General features: G+C 70.5%; 9 protein-coding genes. 1 reads left to right on the top strand and 8 read right to left on the bottom strand.

Annotated elements, in window-relative coordinates:
• Positions 1 to 35 precede the first annotated feature (35 nt).
• Positions 36 to 1,082 (bottom strand): acyl-CoA desaturase, encoded by a 1,047-nt coding sequence (locus tag O7618_RS31120; RefSeq protein WP_278109698.1) that lies wholly within the window; start codon positions 1,080 to 1,082, stop codon positions 36 to 38.
• Between the two features lie 144 nt (positions 1,083 to 1,226).
• Positions 1,227 to 1,493, bottom strand: coding sequence for a helix-turn-helix transcriptional regulator (locus tag O7618_RS31115; RefSeq protein WP_278109697.1), 267 nt, complete (start codon positions 1,491 to 1,493; stop codon positions 1,227 to 1,229).
• A gap of 53 nt (positions 1,494 to 1,546) precedes the next feature.
• On the opposite strand from O7618_RS31115, the gene map reads away from it, so the two are divergent.
• Positions 1,547 to 2,356, top strand: a complete 810-nt coding sequence (map, locus tag O7618_RS31110) for a type I methionyl aminopeptidase (RefSeq protein WP_278109696.1) — start codon at positions 1,547 to 1,549, stop codon at positions 2,354 to 2,356.
• A 43-nt stretch (positions 2,357 to 2,399) separates the two neighbouring features.
• Here the strand turns inward: map and O7618_RS31105 are convergent, their stop codons facing one another.
• The 6 genes from O7618_RS31105 to cutA all read right to left on the bottom strand — a co-directional run bounded on the left by O7618_RS31105 (position 2,400) and on the right by cutA (position 17,600).
• Positions 2,400 to 2,831 carry a hypothetical protein gene (locus O7618_RS31105; protein ID WP_278109695.1) on the bottom strand — a complete coding sequence of 144 codons (432 nt, stop codon included), beginning with the start codon at positions 2,829 to 2,831 and terminating at the stop codon, positions 2,400 to 2,402.
• 151 nt (positions 2,832 to 2,982) lie between these two features.
• Positions 2,983 to 3,336 carry a hypothetical protein gene (locus O7618_RS31100; RefSeq protein WP_278109694.1) on the bottom strand — a complete coding sequence of 118 codons (354 nt, stop codon included), beginning with the start codon at positions 3,334 to 3,336 and terminating at the stop codon, positions 2,983 to 2,985.
• A 337-nt stretch (positions 3,337 to 3,673) separates the two neighbouring features.
• Positions 3,674 to 4,105, bottom strand: a complete 432-nt coding sequence (locus O7618_RS31095; protein WP_278109693.1) for a hypothetical protein — start codon at positions 4,103 to 4,105, stop codon at positions 3,674 to 3,676.
• Positions 4,106 to 4,759: 654 nt separating this feature from the next.
• A complete protein-coding gene (locus tag O7618_RS31090) occupies positions 4,760 to 13,435 on the bottom strand; it encodes a DNRLRE domain-containing protein (protein WP_278109692.1) in 8,676 nt (2,891 codons plus the stop codon).
• A gap of 278 nt (positions 13,436 to 13,713) precedes the next feature.
• Entirely contained in the window at positions 13,714 to 17,232 is a 3,519-nt protein-coding gene (locus O7618_RS31085; protein WP_278109691.1) for a hypothetical protein, read from the bottom strand.
• Between the two features lie 47 nt (positions 17,233 to 17,279).
• Positions 17,280 to 17,600 carry a divalent-cation tolerance protein CutA gene (cutA, locus tag O7618_RS31080; RefSeq protein WP_278109690.1) on the bottom strand — a complete coding sequence of 107 codons (321 nt, stop codon included), beginning with the start codon at positions 17,598 to 17,600 and terminating at the stop codon, positions 17,280 to 17,282.
• Positions 17,601 to 17,652 lie beyond the last annotated feature (52 nt).

The raw sequence follows: 17,652 nt of genomic DNA, 5'->3' as shown, positions 1-17,652 counted from the left end.
ACGTCCCCCCGACGCCCCCGCCCGGCCCGCCGCGCTCACCCCGTGCGCAGCGGTCGCCCCACGTCGTGCAGGTGCGCCAGACCCTGCCGGTACGACTCGATCAGCCCGGTCTCCGCGTACGGGATCTCCAGCTCGGCGCAGTAGGCCCGGGCCAGCGGCCGGACCTGACGCAGGTTGGCGCTGGGCAGGTTCGGGAAGAGGTGGTGCTCGATCTGGTAGTTCAGGCCGCCCAGCGCCAGGTCGACGAACCGGCCGCCGCGCACGTTGCGGGCAGTGAGCACCTGCTTGCGCAGGTAGTCGAGCCCGTCGTCGGCGGTGGGCATCGGCATGCCCTTGTGGTTGGGGGCGAACGCGCAGCCCATGTAGAGGCCCCAGAGCCCCTGGTGCACGGCGGCGAAGAGCAGCGCCTTGCCCGGTGACATCACCGCCAGGAGCAGGCCGACGTAGCCGACGCCGTGCACCGCGAGCAGCAGCGCCTCCACGGCACGGTGCCGCATCGGGACGCGCCACCGGCCGTCCGGCTCCCGCCCGGTCAGCGCCCGGACGCTCGCCACGTGCAGCGCCAGCCCTTCGAGCAGCAGCAGCGGGAAGAACAGCCACGCCTGCCGGCGGGCCATCCACCGGCTCAGGCCCCGGGTCGCCAGCGCCTGCTCGTACGTCCAGACCAGCGCGCCCGCGCCGACGTCCGGGTCCTCGTCGGCGTGGTTCGGGTTGGCGTGGTGCCGGTTGTGCTTGTCCACCCACCAGCCGTAGCTGAGGCCCACGGCCAGGTTGCCGGCGACCAGGCCGGCCACCTCGCTCGGCCCGCGCCGGCGGAACATCTGCCGGTGCCCGGCGTCGTGCCCGAGGAACGCGACCTGGGTGGTGGCCACCGCCATCACGGCCGCCAGCGGGAGCTGCCACCAGGAGTCGCCGACGATCGCCACCAGCGCCCAGCCGGCCAGGAAGGCGCCCAGGGTGAGCGCGATGCGGACCGCGTACCGGCCGGGCCGCCGGTCGAACAGCCCCGCCTCGGCGACCCGGCGGGACAGGCGCGCGTAGTCGCTACCCCGCCGGGGTGCCGCCAACGTCGAAGAACTCATCCGATGTCGCCCCCGGGTGCCACGAGCCGCGCTCCGATAGGCGACTCTCTGTCACCGATATTGCCATGATTGGTAGCGCTGGGTAATCCCGTCAGCCCCCGGAGTCGGGGTGGTGCTGTCCCTACCTCCGATCGACCGGCGCGGTCAGGACGCCTGGCGGGCGGGCAGGTCGGCCTGCCAGACGTCGGCCAGCTCGGCGAGCGGGACGTCGAGGGCCCGGCTGAGGCCGACCACGGTGCCGAACGCCGGCGCGGGCAGTCGGCCCGCCTCGATCTTGCGCAGCGTCTCCGGGGAGATGCCGGCCGCCAGCGCCACCTCGACCAGGCTGCGGCCGGCCCGGGCGGACCGCAGCGCGGCGCCGAGGCGCCGGCCCGCGGCGATCTGTTCAGGCGTCAGTGGCTGGCGAACCATGGCAGCAGGATATCCCTTCTCGGTGGTCCGATCGGGCGTGGTATAAAAATACCGTGATCGAGCTCAAGTCCACCACTGAAATCGCCCGCATGGCCGTGACCGGCAAGTTCGTCGGCGAGCTGCTCGCCGAGCTGAGCGGCGTCGCCGCGGTCGGCGTCAACCTGACGGACATCGAGCACCACGCCCGCCGCCGGATCGCCGAACGCGGCGCCGAATCCTGCTACTGGGACTACTCCCCCTCGTTCGGCCGCGGCCCGTTCCGCAACGTGCTCTGCCTGTCGGTCAATGACGCGGTGCTGCACGGCCTGCCGCACGACTACGTGCTGCGCGACGGCGACCTGCTCAGCATCGACATGGCGGTCACCATCGACGGCTGGGCCGCCGACTCCGCGCTCTCCTTCGTCGTGGGCACCCCCGACCCGGCCGACCTGAAGCTGATCGAGGCGACCGAGGTCGCGCTGGAGGCCGGCATCGCCGCCGTCCAGCCCGGTGGCCGCCTCGGCGACGTCTCCGCCGCCATCGGCGAGGTCGCCCACTCCTACGGCTACCGGGTCAACGGCGAGTTCGGCGGCCACGGCATCGGCCGCACCATGCACGAGGCCCCGCACGTCGCCAACAGCGGTCGCCCCCACCGGGGCATGAAGCTGTCTCCCGGCCTCACCATCGCCATCGAGCCCTGGCTGTGCCGCAGCACCGACCAGATCCGGGTCGACGACGACGGCTGGACCATCCGCTCCGCCGACGGCTCCCGCACCGCCCACTCCGAACACACGGTCGCGGTCACCGAGGCCGGACCGCGGGTCCTGACCCGCCGCCCGACCCCCGTCGACCGGGCCGACGGGCCGGTGGCGGCGACGCCCTGAGCGACCCGCAGGCTCCCGCCTCGTCCAGGGAGCCAGCATCCCGTCACGTCCCGTGGTGTGGTGTCGAGCGTGAGTCTCTGCTCGTTGTTCGGCGTTCGGGTTGGGTCGGCGTCTGGCCAGTCATGAGTTGGTGAGCGTGGATTGCGGCGTGGGTGACCTCGCGCCATCGGGGATGGGTGAGGTAGTCGTCGTCGGCTGCGGCGGGTCCGAGTTCGTCAAGGATGACCGACAACGGGCCGAGCGTTGCGGTGATCGCGTCGGCCTCTCCGGCGCTGGCGAGAATGGTGCCGATGTCGCCGTGGGGTCGGCACTGGTCCCAGAAGGTGTCATCGAGAAGCCAGTGCACGGCTTCGGTCAGGCCTGGCCACGATGTCAGGGCGTGCGGGCGCAGGGTCGCGAGGAGTGCTAAAGCGGAGATGATGTCGGCTCTGCGGCCAGGCCAGGCGATGGTGGTCACGCCGCTGTCATCGACCACGTCCCGCTCCTCATATACCTCACTGATCCGCCGCCCCACACGCTGGTAGCAGATCCTGATGGTTGGTAAAGGCCTCGCCATGCTCTCGTCCGGGGTGGGCGGCGCAGTCATCGCCGTCCACCCCGGATCGAAACCGCACTTTTCGTGGCCGCTATGCCGGCGGGTCAGTCAACTTGCCTGTTCCGAGTCCCAGCTCATCCAGGTAAGACGACTGCTCTTCACTCAGTTTGTCGCCATTCAGTTGATGAATCGAATTTACCAAACCGGCGCGCAATGTGTGAACGTCCGAGATCCCGAGAATCGCATGCAACTGCGCCTCCCGCACCCGAGCATCCCCCTCAAGAGATGCCATATTTGCCAGCACGAGTGCGACCGATTCAGCTTCTTCGCGGTCGAATGCGGCCGCCCAGTCGCTCGCATTTTCCGCGCCGGCTTCCCGCTCCCCTGCATGAACTGAAGTGATGAGCCTAAGTAGTCGAATCAGGTCCTCAGCGCCGACAGCCATCACAGCCCCGGGAACTGGCTGGACCAAGGGATGTGCGTTGCATTGGCTGCGCCAGGATTGCAGTTGGGGCTGTTCGGATTATGAGATTGAGCATGGAACAATTCCCGCCTTCATCTTGATACTGACGGCCAATCTGCACCCTGTACGTCTCGCCGGCTGCGGAGTTGGATCCGGCCAGCGCCGTGCCGTCGGGGCCCTCACTGGTCTCCTTGTCGACCAGCGTAACGCCACCGCCGCGGTAGGAGGCAGCCCCTTCCTACCCGCAACAGGCAGCGGCGGACGGTCTGCCTCTGGCAGGCCCGTCCGCCGCTGCAACGAGTTGTGCGTGAGCTACTCCTCAGGCGAAGTAGCGGTCGCCGACAAAGCTGCGCATGTCAGGGGTCTCTTCGAGAAGTGAACTCGACATACCTGGATGTATCGCGACTTCGGCCCAGTAGACCCGTCCGGCCACCACGTACTCGGTGTGCTTATCGGGGGAGATCAGCCACATCGGTGATTCATCCCAGTTCGCACCCAATCGCTCCATCTCGGCGGCCTTCACGGGCTCCGGCGCTGGCTTCAGTTCAAGAGCAGCGCTCTGATCAGAGAGGCAGATCCGCAAGACATCCTGGAAGAGAACGTCGACTACCTTGAGCGGTTCGTCGCCCTCCGGGTCCCCCACGAGCACCCGCACGAGGAGTTTGCTGTGACCCACCGAGATCGCCCAAGGCCTGACCAAGCCCGGCATGGAGAACGGCAGCGAACCGCGAGTAATATTCGACTCAGCCAACTCTGCCCCAATCCCCGACCCTGGTGTTCCAACGGTAGAAGTCGACCGATCCCATCATCCCGAGTCGATCTAACTCCAGCAACTCCCACTCAGTATCAAGCAGTTCGCTTGGGCGAGCTCCCTTGGCTCTGGCGAGTGCCACCTACAGCGTCGCCGGCAAAGGCACTTCGCCCACGCATCCGAGCAAGCGACGGGACGGCCCTGCCGGGTTGGGCCATGTGGCAGGGCCGGTGGCGCACCCGGGAGAGGACGCGCCACCACCGCGCGGCAAGGAGACGACCAGTAGCGCCCCGACCAGGATTCACTGGCCGGGGCGCCGCCCGGTCGACTGTCAGCCGTAGCGCATTCGTCGTTGGAGAGGTTCCGCACTTAGCATCCCGCCCGCCTGACGGCCCATCAACGACAGGAAGCGCTATCGATAACCCGCCAATTCGTTCCTCACAACCGTTATGGACCACATCACAAGATCCACCGGAACCCGATTCCCCAGCAAGTCGACCGACAGATCGCCAGCTGGCGGCCTGTAGTAGTGCATCAATTCCCCCCCGGTCTGAGGCGTTAAATCCCACACCTCAGCCATCCATCCATCGGATTCCCTGTCGCTGAGTACAGTGATCTCGATAAGGACATCCCCGTACTGGTGAACCGCCATGCTTAACTCTCCCTAAAGGAGTGAAGAACCCAGTCACCGACACCGCCGGGCTGCCGAAACTGAACACCCTTATCAGGTAGAAGAAATTCCATCACATTATCGCCAGCCCTGTTGACATAGCTTTGAGTGGCCGTCTTCGGGTGCGTAAGAATGTCCTCTAGAGTGTCCTGTCCGACGCCGCTCCAGCCGGTCGGATTTCGCTTTCCATCAGGAACAGCCCATTGGCCGTTATTTGTTGCCCGATTTCCATGCTTCTGCTGCTCGAATCCTGCACGAGTGAAACCATTCTTGTCAGGCGCCTTACCTGCTGCTGCGAGATCATCAAGTGATGGTCCGCAGTTGTGTACGAGGACCGGCGCGCCCCCGGCGAGGACATAATACGTGTGGATATCCTCGACGGTGAGGTTGTAGACCGTGGCTTGCTCGGTCCACTGACGCGTAGCCACCACCCTCAGCTCACGGCCGTCGTCAGTGATCACCTGGTCGCCGCCGAGCAGCTTCCCGGCCTCGATGTACCGCTGCTCGTCGTCCACCCAGAACGGGTGTCCCGCGGTCGCGGTGATGTCGGCGGTCTCGTCGCCGGCGGCGCCGTCCACGTCCACCGTGACGGCCACCAGGTCCCGCTGGCCCTCACCGTTGATCAAGCGGCTGACCGGCCTGGCCTCGGTCTCCCCCGTCTCCGGGGAGCTGGCCAGCACCAGGTCGTCCAGGGCCACATCCTCGATCGCCTTGGTGCTGCCGTCAGCCATCAACACCTGCGTGCCCGGCACGAAACTGTTGTCCAGGCAGTTCCCGCCGGCCCGCGAGCCACCGCCACCGGTCCGAGCACCACCCTTGCCGGCGTCGGCCGCTCCGGTACGTACGCCGCCCTTGGCGACGTCACCCGCGCCGGCCCGGGCAGCGCCCTTCGCCGCGCCGCCACCGCCACCACCGGCCGCGATGCTGAACGCGTCGAACAACAGGTGACCGGCCGCCTTGCCGGGATGCCCCGACTTGACGTCGTTGGTCAGCCCGTCCGCCCAGTCCTGGACCGCCTGGCCGGGGTTGCTCAGCGTCTTCTTCAGCGCGTCACCGCGGGCGTTGCCCCGGCTCTTCGCCGCCTCACTGGTGTCCTTGTCGACCAGCGGATTGCCACCCACCGCGGTGTCGTAACCGACCTGCGCGATGCCCTCGGCAGCCCCCTTGGCGTCCGAGCCGATCGCCGAGGCCGCGTCCTTGACGAAGTCACCGACCTCGTCGGCGGCGTCCGAGAGCCAGTTGTGGCCGTCCAACTCCACGTTGCTGATCGGGTTACCGCCGGCGAACGCGTACCGGTTACCCGTGTACGGGTCGACAGCCAACCCCAGGTCGTCCAGCGCCCCGTTGTACGAGTCCCGGGACAGGAACTGGTTGATCCCCGGGTCGTAGTCGCGGAAGCCCATGTCGTAGTCGCCGGTGGACTGGTCGAACCGCTTGGACTGGAACCGGTACGAGTTGTACGGGACCTTGTCCGGGTTCTCCGGGTTGCCCGCGTCCGGCTTGTCCACCCCGGTGAACTGACCGGCGTCGTTCTTGCCGTACGCGGTGTAGCCGTAGGTGGCCCGGCCGTCACCCTTGTCGTCGGTGATCTGCCCGATGTCGGAGGAGCCGTCGTACCCGGCGTACGAGTCCTCCTGGCTGTTGTCGGTGTTGGTCTTGACCTGGGACAACAGGTCACCGCCGGGGCCCCGCTGGTAGGACTTGACGACCTTGGTGCCCTCAAGCTCGGCGGAGATGTCCCCGGTCAGTCCCAGATAGGCGTACGTGGTGGTCTTGCCGCCGTACGTCCGCTCGACCTGCCGGTCCAACGGGTCGTACTTGTAGGTCGTGGTCTTGCTACCCGGGTTCTTGGTGTTGCTGACCACGTGGTCGAACCCGTCGTACGTGTAGCTCTCCACAGTGGTGCCGGCGGCGGTGACCGTCTTCAGCCGACCGTACGGGTCGTACGCGTAGGACGCGGACGCCCCGCTCGTGGTGGCCGTGGTCAGCCGGTTCTTGTCGTAGGTGAAGGTGGTGGGCACGCCGCCGACGGTCTGCGAAACGACGTTGCTGTTGGCGTCGTGCACGTAGCTCTCGGTCCCGGCGCCGCTGCCGGTCTTGGTCACCGACCGGACGCGGTCCTGCGGGTCGTACGTGAAGGTGCTGGTGGTGTCCAGGTACGCGGTGCGGTTGTCCGCGTTCTGCTTACGCGAGACGTCCTTCGACTTCTGCCCGTTGGCCGTGTACTCGTAGGTGTGCTGGTTGACCACCGCACCGCCGGACTTCTTCTCCACCTGACTCTGGGTCGAGCCGTTCAGGAAGTAGTCGGTGGTGACGACGTTGCCGTTGCCCTTGGTCTCCGTCGCCGTCTGCCCGCGCTTCGTGTAGCTGTAGCGGGTGTACTTCGGCTTCGGGTCGGTCGGCGAGGTCATGTTCTTGATCTCGGTGGCCAGGTCCCGCTCGGCCTCGTACGTGTACTCCGAGATCTGCGTGTCGTGGGTGCGCTTCTTGAGCAGGTCGTTCGGCTCGTACCCGAAGGTCGTGGTGTTCTTGACCGTCGAGCCGTTCTTCTCCTCCACGCTGGCGACGCGGTTGAGCGGGTCGTAGGACACGACGTAGGCGTCGATGGCCGCCCCGGTGCTGGTGTCCAGCATCTTGACCAGGTTGGCGTTGACGTCGTACTCGTAGGCGAAGTTCTTGCTGGGCGTGCCGGAGCCGGCGCCGTTGTCCGACTGGCTCTTCTTCTTCCCGTCCGGGAAGTAGGTCCAGTTCATCTGGCGGGGCGTGCCGCTGGAGCCGGTGACCTTGCGCGACGTCTGGGCGCCGTTGTCGTCGTAGTCGTAGCTGGTGGTGATGTTCCAGCCGGCGTCCTGCGAGGTGCGGATCCACCCGTTGTCGAAGAACGTCTGCACGGTGTCGTTGCGGGTCGACTGCCCCTTCGACGGCGGTGCCGAGATGCGCTCCAGGTTGCCGATGTCGTCGTAGCTGTACCTGGTGACCGGCGCGGTGGTGAACTCCGAGTCGTCCCGGTCGTACGGCTGCTGGACCTCGCGCACCCGGTTGAGGGCGTCGTAGAGAGTGACGGTGGCGAAGTCGTCCGGGTCGTCGGTGCTCTCCACGCCGCGCGGGCTGATCTGCCGGCTGAGGTTGCCGACCTCGTCGTACTCGTACTTGGTGGTGCGGTAGGTGGTCGTGCCGCTGACCGTCTGGTACGGCACCTTCTCCTCGGTCAGCGCCGACCGCTCGTCGTAGGTCATCTGCGCGCGGTTGCCGTCCTGGTCGATCGAGACGGTCGGGTTGCCGTCCCGGTCGTACTCGACGCCGGTGGTGTTGCCCTTGGCGTCGATGGACGTCTTGATCCGGTGGTTGAAGTCGTAGGTGAACTTCGCGGTGTAGTCGGTCGACTGCGGCGTCGCGTTCTTACGCTGGTCGTTCTGCTGCACGACGTTGCCGGCGAGGTCGTACTCGATGCTCACCCGGCCGTTGAGCGCGTCGGTGGCCTCGACCGGCCGGTTCAGCTCGTCGTAGACGTAGACGGTCGTGTAGTCGAGGGTGTCGGCCGCGGTCAGCACGCCCTTCGGTTCGGTGAGCTTGACGACGTTGCCCACCTGGTCGTACTCGTACTTGGTGGTCGGGGCGTCGGAGGTGCTGGTGTCCTTCGGCGAGGTGACCGTCGTCGGCCGGTCGAGCGGGTCGTAGACCGCGGTGGTCAACGCGCCGGTCGGCGACGTCTCCTGGGTGACGTTGTCGTTCTTGTCGTAGACCGGTGCGGGCGTGGTGATGTAGACGCCGTTGCCGGCGTCCTTCGGCACCTTCCGGGTGAGCGGGCGGCCGAGGCTGTCGTAGGTGAAGGTGCTGGTGTGCTGCTTGGGGTCGGTGACGGTGAGCACGCTGCCGATCGACGAATAGGTGTACTTCGTGACCTTGGTGAGCGGGTCGGTGATCGTCTTCGGGTACCCGACGGGGTCGTAGTCGGCGTAGCGGGTGAGGTTGTCGTTCGCATCCGTCCCGGTCAGCATCCGACCGACCCCGTCGTACGTGTAGCTCGACGTGTAGTCGCCGGCGGTGCTCGTCGCCGTGCCCTTGGGGTCGGTCACCGAGGTCAGGTTGCCGACCGCGTCATAGCCGAAGTTCCAGTGCCGCCCCTCGGGCGAGTACTTGTCGGTCAGCTCGGCGGTGTGCCCGGACAGCCCGTACCGGTAGTCCATCCGCAGGCCGGGGGTGTTGTTCTTGTTGGCCTCCGGATCCTTGATCTCCAGCGGGTAGCCGGTCACCTGGTCGAACCGCCAGGTGCTGATCGCGCCGTTGGCCTCCTCCAGCCGGCTGACGTTGTTGTCGGCGTCCCAACCGAGGATGGTCGCCTGGTTCTTGGCGTTGGTGATCCGGGTGGCGCGGCCGAAGCCGTCGATCATGCTCTCGGTGGCCCGGCCCTTGGGGTCGGTCACCGTGGTGATCACCGCGTTGCTCGCCGAGCCGTCCGGATCCTGGTAGTCGACGTAGGTGATCTTGTTGAGCCGGTCGGTGATCGCGTTGACCTTGCCCTGCTGGAACTGGTCGCCGGGATCGTTGTAGGCGATCTTCGTGTTCGCCGCGCGCGGGTCCGTCACCCGGGTCAGGCGGGCGTTCTGCGGCCCCTGCGACTCGTCGTAGGCGAAGCCGAAGACCTTGGCCTCGGGCGTGCCGGAGCCGTCCGTCACCTCCCGCAGCAGGCCGCCGTCGCTGTAGACGAAGGACAGCGTCCGCCCGCTGACGTCGGTGATCGACTTGACCTGGTCGATGATGCGCGGGTTCTGCAGGTTGGTCAGGGACTGCTTCGTGCCGTTGACGAACGCGGTGTAGCTGTCCCCGGCGGCGTAGTACTCCAGGCTCAGCGTCCGCCGGTTGTCCGGGTCGGTCAGGTAGCGCAGGACCGAGGTGTCCCGGTTGTCGACCCGCATCCGCTCGTACGTGAACAGCAACTGGTTGCCGTTGCGGTCCCGCACGGCGCTCTGGTAGCCCTGCTCGTCGAAGACGAACTGGCTGCGATCCGGCCGGGTCATCGTCCAGGCCTGGCTGGTGTCGCCGCTGTTGGTGCGTTGCAGATAGAGGTGGACCCCGGCGGGCTGCACGTACCGCCAGTCGGCCGGATTGCCGCTGCCGTGCTTGTCGAGGTTGAACAGGTGGGTGGTGCCGTCCCCGTCGGTCATCGCCACCTGTTGCGGCCAGGTCGCGTCGCCGCCCCGGAACTGCAGCGGCGAGCCGAGCCGGACCGTGCTCGACGTGGACAGCGACCAGCCCTGACCCATCGACGAGGTGGACGTGTCCTGGCTGTTGTAGGTCAGCCGCACGAAGGTCGACACGCCACGGCTCGGGTTGGCCAGCGGGTTGTAGCCCACGACCGCGTTGCCGGAGAACTGGTTGACCATCAGCGAGGCGCCGGAGCCGGCGCTGCCGCCGGTGTACTGGTAGAACTTCTCCAGCCCGAGCTGGTCGGAGGTCGGGTCCTCGACCGCTACCGACTGGTCCAGCGGGTCGATCTGGGCGCTCTGCGACAGCCACTGCCCGGTGGTCTTGTTCCGCAGCTCCCACTTCAGCACGTACGGTTCCCGGCGGTCACCGTCGCTGCCGGACGTCGGCGCCTTGACCGTGCCGTTGATGGTGACCACGCCACCGGGGGCCTGCGCGGACGGCAGCGGCGTCTCGATCTGGTTGCCCGCCGTGGTGACGTCGGTGCCGTCCCGACGCGTCCAGTGGTAGGACAGCACCCAGTCCGACGGTGACCACACCGACGCGGTCGTGTTGGTGACGGTGACCGGGACCAGGTACTGGTCCCCGGGGACCATCCGGCTCGGGGTGTTCGGCGCGTAGTAGGTGCTCTCGCTGTTCGGCGCGGTGAAGATGACCCGCAGCCGGGGGCGCAGCGACGGCTCGGCCGCCTCGGCCGAGAGGAACAGCATCCGCTGCTCCGCGCCGGCCTCGTCGGCCTGCCGGATCAGCACACCCTTGTTGGTGCTGGGCGTGTCGATCCAGCGCTGCACCAGCGGCCCGGCCTCCCAGTTGGTCCAGCCCGGGTCGCCGTTGAGCGAACCGACGGTGGACTGCACTGTCGACTCGGCGTCCCCGCCCGGGGTGGTCCAGGCGACGCCGGACTGGGCGCTGTTCCAGGTCGAGGTGGTCTCGCTGAAGTCCCGGGTCAGCCCGCGCAGCTGGAACTGCTGCTGGCCGATCCCGGCGCCCTCGGTGTACCAGCCCCAGAGCCCGACCTGCGCGTTGATCACCTTGGTCTTGGCCGGCAACCCGGTCACCGTGGGGAACTTGAGCACCACCCGGCTGGTGCCGTAGATCGAGCCCTTGTTGCCGACCTGGAGTTCCCCGCCGGCGTCCAGCTTGTCCCAGTTGCTGGTCGGCTTGGCGCTGGTCAGCGTGTTGTCGTCGGCGCCGGTGAAGAACTTGATCACCTGGCCGGCCTTGGGCAGCCGCACCATCTGGGTCTGTGCCGGGAGGACCGTGCCGTCCCGCAGCCGCGCGGCGACCATGTAGAAGTAGGCGTCGCCGAACTGGCTCGCCGAGTTCGCCGGGGTCGGCGTGGCGTGGGTGTCCGAGTAGGTGGTGCGACCCGGACGGACCGGCGCGACGAGCGTCGCCGCGCTCGGCATGAAGTTCTGCGTCGTGCTGGCGTGCACCTGGTATTCGAGCAGGTCGTCGTCGGGTGACGAGGACGGGTCGGCGTACGTCGACCAGGACAGGTCGGCGCCGGTCGCACGGACGGTGCTCACCGGGTTCAGCGCGACCCCGGGACGTCCCCAGGTCAGCACCAGCTTCGGGCCATGGTCGTCCTCGCCGCCGTAGGAGAAGTCTCCCGACTCGTAGCGGGGGCCGCCGTTCTTGTTCGACTCGTCCTTGCCCTTGACCATGAAGCCGTGGTTGGTGGTGGGGCTGTCCAGCCAGCCCTGCACGATCGACCGGACGCTGTACCTGTGCCACGCGTTGGTCTGGTGCAGCGGCTTGGTCACCTCGGCGCGCTTGACGAAACGCACCCCGTCCGCGACGACCGTCTTGTTGGCCACGTCGCCGAGGACCACCTTGTGCGTGGTGCCGGCCTTGAAGGCGTACGAGCCGATCGACACCCAGGAGCCGTTGCCGGAGCCGATGGTCTGGTTGACCGTCTTCACCACCGAACCGCCGTCGTAGTAGACGGTGTACGGCGCGTTCGTCGCCCGGTTGCTGCCCGGCACGTAGTGCACGAACACCTCGTACTGCCCGGTCTCGGTCAGCCGGGGCACCCAGGTGAAGGTCTGCCCGGTGGTGGCGTCGGCGTTGTAGCGGTAGGCGCCGTTGAGCGCCTGGGCACGATCCGTGCCGGTGGCGCCCGGCCACTCGCCGGAGGCGGTGACCTTCGCGGCGTCCGCCTCGTCGACCTGCTCGCGGTTCTCGCCCACCTCGGCGAACTTGCTGCCCGCGCTGTTCCAGGTGGCGGTGCTCTCGGTCCACGCCGAGGTGACCCGGCGGGCCTCGAAGGCCATGGCCGCGTCGTCCGCGCCACCGTGGGTCTGGTCGAAGTACATCTCCAACTGGGCCGAGTCGAGCACCGTGTTCGCCGGCACCTTCGACAGGTCGAACTTGGTCAGCGACCGGAACGTGCCACCGGTCGACGCGCCGGCGGAGAGCTTCCACGTGCTGTCGAAGTTCTGGTCCGCTCCGTTGGAGGCGAGCATGACGTCCTGAGCCTGGCTCAGCGTCGGCTGGACCTTGATCGTGGGGTCGATGACCACCGGGTACTTCCGGTCCGTGCTGCGCAGCCAGTCACCGTCGGCGGTCACCGTCACCGTGGTGCGGCCGTCCTGCTGACCGACCCGCTGGTCGACCTGGTAGCTCATCTTCTTGCCGACCACCGAGTCCGGGTCGTCGGCGCTGTCGTACATGTAGGGCCGCGGCATGGTGAACAACGCCGGGCCCTCGCGGTCGGTGGCGTAGAACGACACCGAGCCGTCGGCCTGCGGAACCGGCCGGACCTTGTCGACGTCGAGCGTGAACGACCACGTCGCCGGTCCGCTCGGCGGCGCGGCCAGCACGATCTGCTCCTTGACCGCCGATCGCGTCACCTCGTAGACCAGGTCGGCGTCGCCGGCCGCGTCCGGGTAGGTGACCCGGGTGCCCTTCACGGTCGGCCGCAGGGCACGCCGATCGCCGGCCAGCCCGAGGGTGAGCCCGTGACCGCCGGTCGAATAGGACAGGACCCGGTCGCTGCGGTCACCGAACCGGCTGACGAACGAGTTCCGGGTGGCCGCGTACGGGAAACCGGCCGTGGTGGCGGCGGCGACCTCGGGCCGGATGTCCTGCCAGCGCCCCTTTTCGTCGCGGTAGTGCACCGGCTCGCGGCTGACCTCGGCCTGGGTCCGCCCGTCGGCGAGCTGGAAGACCTTCGTGGTCGCGGTGCGGCGGTCGGCCAGCTCGCGGACCCGGCGGGGCGCCGGCATCGCCTCGGCCGGCACCGGGCGGGCCACCGACGGCAGCACCTTGGCCGGGCCCGGCGGGGTCTTCGGCACGTCGCGGCCCTTGGCCGCGGGCGGACGGAGCACCGTGCCGGGGCGCGGCGCCGGTCCGGGGTCACCCGGCGGCCGGGCCTGTGCCGGCGAGCCGGAGGCCACCAGGACGGCGGCGATCACCGCCGCGAGCAGGCGGCGGGTGTGACGTGAGCGCATGCGTAGTCCTCCACGCGGAGAGCACGAAAAAGGGCATGACGTATCCCGGCACGTGACGTGCCGTTCGTACTGCCGCGAAGAAGAATCGGCGTGCGTCCTACGCGCGCCGGACACCGCGACCAAGCTCTGGAATGAGTCGGTTCAGCGCCCCCCGTGGGTGCCGCGCAGAATCTAACAACCTTCGATGCATCGGAACAACAGTTGCCGTCGATCAATTTTTGGCGCAGCGAATCCCTCTCACCACGTTCGGTGAGGGGGTTGCCGGTAATCCGAAACGGTCAGCTCAGCCGGGTGACCGCCGCGCGCAGCCGAGCCAGGTCACGTCGGCGCCGCTCGTACGTGGCCGCCAGGCCGATCAGCAGCAGCCCGCCCAGTCCGAGGAAGATCCACCGGGGCAGCAGGTCCCACCCCCGGGCCAGCTCGTGCAGCGCCAACGGCACCAACGTCGCCGTACCCAGCACCACCGGTGCCTGCCAGCGCCGGACCGCCCCGCCGCACACGGCGCCGAGCGCCACCGCGCCTAGCGCCAGCCGCCGCAGCGGCTGCGGGTCCGGGGCGGCCAGCACCGAGACCAGGCTGGGCAGCAGCGCCGCACCCAGTCCCGGGCCGAGCGCGAGCCAACTGGTCAGATCCGGTCGTCGCCGCAGCGCCAGCAGGCCGGCGCCGAGGGCGAGCAGCGCCGCCGGCACCGTGTACGCCTCCAGCACCGCCACCCCGCCCACGGCCAGCAGCAGCCAGCCGCCGAGCAGCTCGCTGCCCGCCGCGACCGCCGCCAGACCGGTCCGCCCGGCCGGCGTCTCCCCCCGACGCAGCACCCGGACCGCCACCGCCACCCCCCACAGCACGCAGACCGCCGCCGCGTACCGCAGCGACCCACCGGTGAGCAGCAACGCGAGCAGCGCCACCCCCTGCGCCACCCCCTCCAGCGCCGCCCGCGCCGTCGATGGTGGCGTGGTGACGCCCGCGTCGTCGGGATCGCGCCTCCCGCGAACGAGCCGAGGGGTGGACCGCAGGGACGGGGCCGCGTGCAGGGTCAGGGCCGCGACGGCCAGGACCGTGAACCCGGCCGTCCGCAGCGGCAGCCCGCCGGCCACCGGCGCGGTGACCGCGAAGCCGGCGGCCGCCGACGTGGCGCCCAGCCAGCCGGTGAGCCGGACCCCGGGCGAGCGGCCCGCACTCCCCGCCACGATGCCGGCCACCACCAGCGACCCCAGCCCGACCAGCGTCCCGGCGCGGGTGGCGAGCAGCCCGCCGAACCCGAAACCGCCGAGGACCGCCCCCAGCGGCACCAGCACCGCCGCCGGGCGCGCGCCGGCGACCGCGGCCGTCAGCAGCGCGGCCAACCCGGTTCCGAACGCCACCGCCGGCACCACCGGCCAGGGCGCCCCGGCCGCCGCGAGCAGCACCGGCAGCGCCACCGCGCCGAAGGGCAGCGCGGCCAGCACCGGCAACCACCAGCCCGAGCCCCGTTCCGGGTCCACCCCAGCCCGGTCCGGGTCCGCCACGACCCGGGCCGGCGTCCCCGCCGACCGGACGTAGGCCGCCGCGGCGACACCCAGGAGCAGCAGCACCAGCCCGGCGCGGGCCGCCTGCGCCGGAACCCCCGCCTCGGCGGGCACCCCCGACCAGGGCCGGACCGGCAGGCCCCCCAGCACCGCCAGCGCGGCCGGGGCGGCGACCAGCAGCGCCAGGCCGGCCAGCGCGACGCCGACCACCCGCGGGGCGACCGCCGGGCGGGCCCCGCCACCGGCCGCGAGCGCCAGCAGCGCCCCGGTCACCGCGTAAAGGCCCACCGGCTCCGCGCCGGGCGCGACAAGCGGCCCGACGCCGATCCCGACGAGCGCCACCGCGAGCCCCGCCGAGGCGTACCCGCTGAGGTCCGGCCACCCGCGACGGACCGCGAGGACGGCGCGCACCGCCAGCACGACGGCGGCGGTCCCGCCCCGCAACTGCCACCACGGCGGCGCGCCCAGGCCGAACAGCGCGACGGCCACCCCCGCCGGCACGGCGAGCAGCGCCCCGGCCAACGCGACCCCGGCGACCACCGGCTGTGCCCCGGACCCGCGCCGGCCCAGCGCGGCCACGGTCACGCCAAGCCCGGCCGTCACCGCGAGCACGGCCGTCGCCCCGGCCGGCGCGGCACAGCCGACCAGCAGCGCATGCCCGAGCAGCAGCGCGGCGGTCGACGCGGCGACCGCCACCGTGACCCGACCCGGGCCCGGCCGGAGCACGGCGACCAGCAGCAACGCGGCGGCCACCGCGAGGTCGGCGACAAGCACCGCCGACCAGGGCGTGGCCAGCACGGCCGGCGCGGCGAGGGCGATCAGCCCGGCCGCCAGCACCCCGACCAGCGGCCGGCTGCCCCGGGGGGCGAAGAGCGCCACCGCCACCGCCACCAGCAGCAGCGCCGCCGGCAACTGCCAGCCCCAGGACGGGGCCGGCACGGACCGGCCGCCCTGCCAGGCCGGGAACGAGGCGATCGCGGTGACGGCGGCGACCAGGCCGGTCAGCACCACGGCGACCGCCCCCAGGCCGGCCGCCACGGTGAGCGCGCCCAGCCGGGGACCGGTACGCAAGCGGGCCGGCAGCGCGCGGACCGCGCCGGCCGACGCCACCGTCACCAGCCCGGCCGCGCATAGCAGCAGCCCGGCACGCTCGGCCGCGACCGGTCGCACCAGCGCGGCGGCCAGCACCGGCACCAACAGTCCGGTGGCCCCGGCGCGCAGCACCCGACCGCCGGCCGCGTACGCGCCCGCGACCAGGGCCAGCGCCACCAGCACCAGCGGACCACCGGCGAACAGCGCGGTGCCCGCGGCACGGCCCACGGCCAGCGGCACCAGCGCGCAGCCGGCCGCCAGGGCCAGCGCCGTGCCGTGCCCGAGCCAGCCGAGCACCACCCCGGCCCGCGCCGCCGGACCGGCCGTCACCGGCGCCGCGTCGCCCCCTCGCGACGCGGCGCCGGTGACCCGGCGACGCAGGACGACCACCACCACGAGGTCGCCCAGCGCCAGCGCGGTCAGGACCAGCGCCCACCCGGCCGCCGCGGGCGTGACCGCCACCGCGGCCAGCGGCAGCACCGGCTGCGCTGCCAGCCACGCCGCGAACCAGGGCGCGGTGAGCCGGCTGAGCCGCGCGTACCCGGCCGCCACCGCCGCGCTGACCACCGCGACCAGCGCGGCATACCGGCTGCCCGGCCAGCCGGCCACCCCGAACAGGTCCACCGACCAGGCCGCGTACCCGTCCAGGAGCACCAGCAGCAGCCCGACCGCGGCGATCGTCTCGGCGGTGCCGCGCAGTCCGCGCGCCCGGGCCAGCAGCGGCGCGGCCAGCGCCAGCACGGTGACGGCGAGCAGGATCAGCGCCCGGCCGGCCACCCCGAACGCGGCCCAGGCGACCGCGGTGAAGACCACCGCGGCGGTGCCGAGCAACAGTCCACCCAGGACGAAGAGCAGGCCCTGCACCGCCCGGGTGGAGGTCTCCGCGCCGCCGGGGCGCACCGGGACGACGACCGGTGGCGCCGGCCGCACCGGCACCGGCACCGGGCGCGGGGCGGGAATCTCCGCCCGGATCCGGGCGGCCAGCACCGCCCGCCGCTGCCGGGCCGTGGACAGCAGGCCGGCCAGTTCCTGGTACGCGAGCCGGGCCGCGTCCACCCGCGGGGCCAGCGCGACGATCTCCCGGTCCAGCCGCACCACCTCGGCGGCGGGCGGGTACGGCGGGCGGCCGCAGGCGCGGCAGCCGACGACGAGGTCGGCGGGCGCGCCGCACCCGGGGCAGGGGTAGCCGGTGTTCTCCACCCCGCCAGCCTCACCGACGGCGCGGTGGGCGGACAGAGTAGGCGTACCTAGGGTCGGGTGTGTTCGCGCACCCAGGCCGTGTAGTCGGGGTTGCCGCTCTCCTCCCGGCTGACCAGGATCTCCGGCACCTCGTAGGGGTGGCTGGCGCGGATCTGGTCGACGAGCGCGTCCACCCGGTCCGGCGCGGTCTTGAACCGCACCCACCACTCGGCGGTGGTCTGGATCGCCGACTGCCACCAGTAGGTGCTGTCCAGCGGACCGCCGACCTGGGCACACGCCGCCAGCCGGCCGGCGACGGCCGCGGCCGCCAGCACGTCCGCCACCCGGCGGGCGTCCACCACAGTCGTCACCACGCAGATCTGCTCCACCAGCGCACCCTACGCGGCGACCGGGCCGCCACGCCCGAACCGGGCGCGAAAG

Origin of the sequence: Micromonospora sp. WMMD980, assembly GCF_029626035.1 — a bacterium.
GTDB lineage: Bacteria > Actinomycetota > Actinomycetes > Mycobacteriales > Micromonosporaceae > Micromonospora.
This window is presented reverse-complemented; position numbering and strand designations above follow the sequence as displayed.

Bases quoted from the DNA above. Each gene is read 5' to 3' on its own strand.
- O7618_RS31120 (WP_278109698.1), bottom strand. From the start codon at position 1,082: ATGAGTTCTTCGACGTTGGCGGCACCCCGGCGGGGTAGCGACTACGCG.
- O7618_RS31115 (WP_278109697.1), bottom strand. From the start codon at position 1,493: ATGGTTCGCCAGCCACTGACGCCTGAACAGATCGCCGCGGGCCGGCGC.
- O7618_RS31100 (WP_278109694.1), bottom strand. From the start codon at position 3,336: ATGGCTGTCGGCGCTGAGGACCTGATTCGACTACTTAGGCTCATCACT.
- O7618_RS31090 (WP_278109692.1), bottom strand. From the start codon at position 13,435: ATGCGCTCACGTCACACCCGCCGCCTGCTCGCGGCGGTGATCGCCGCC.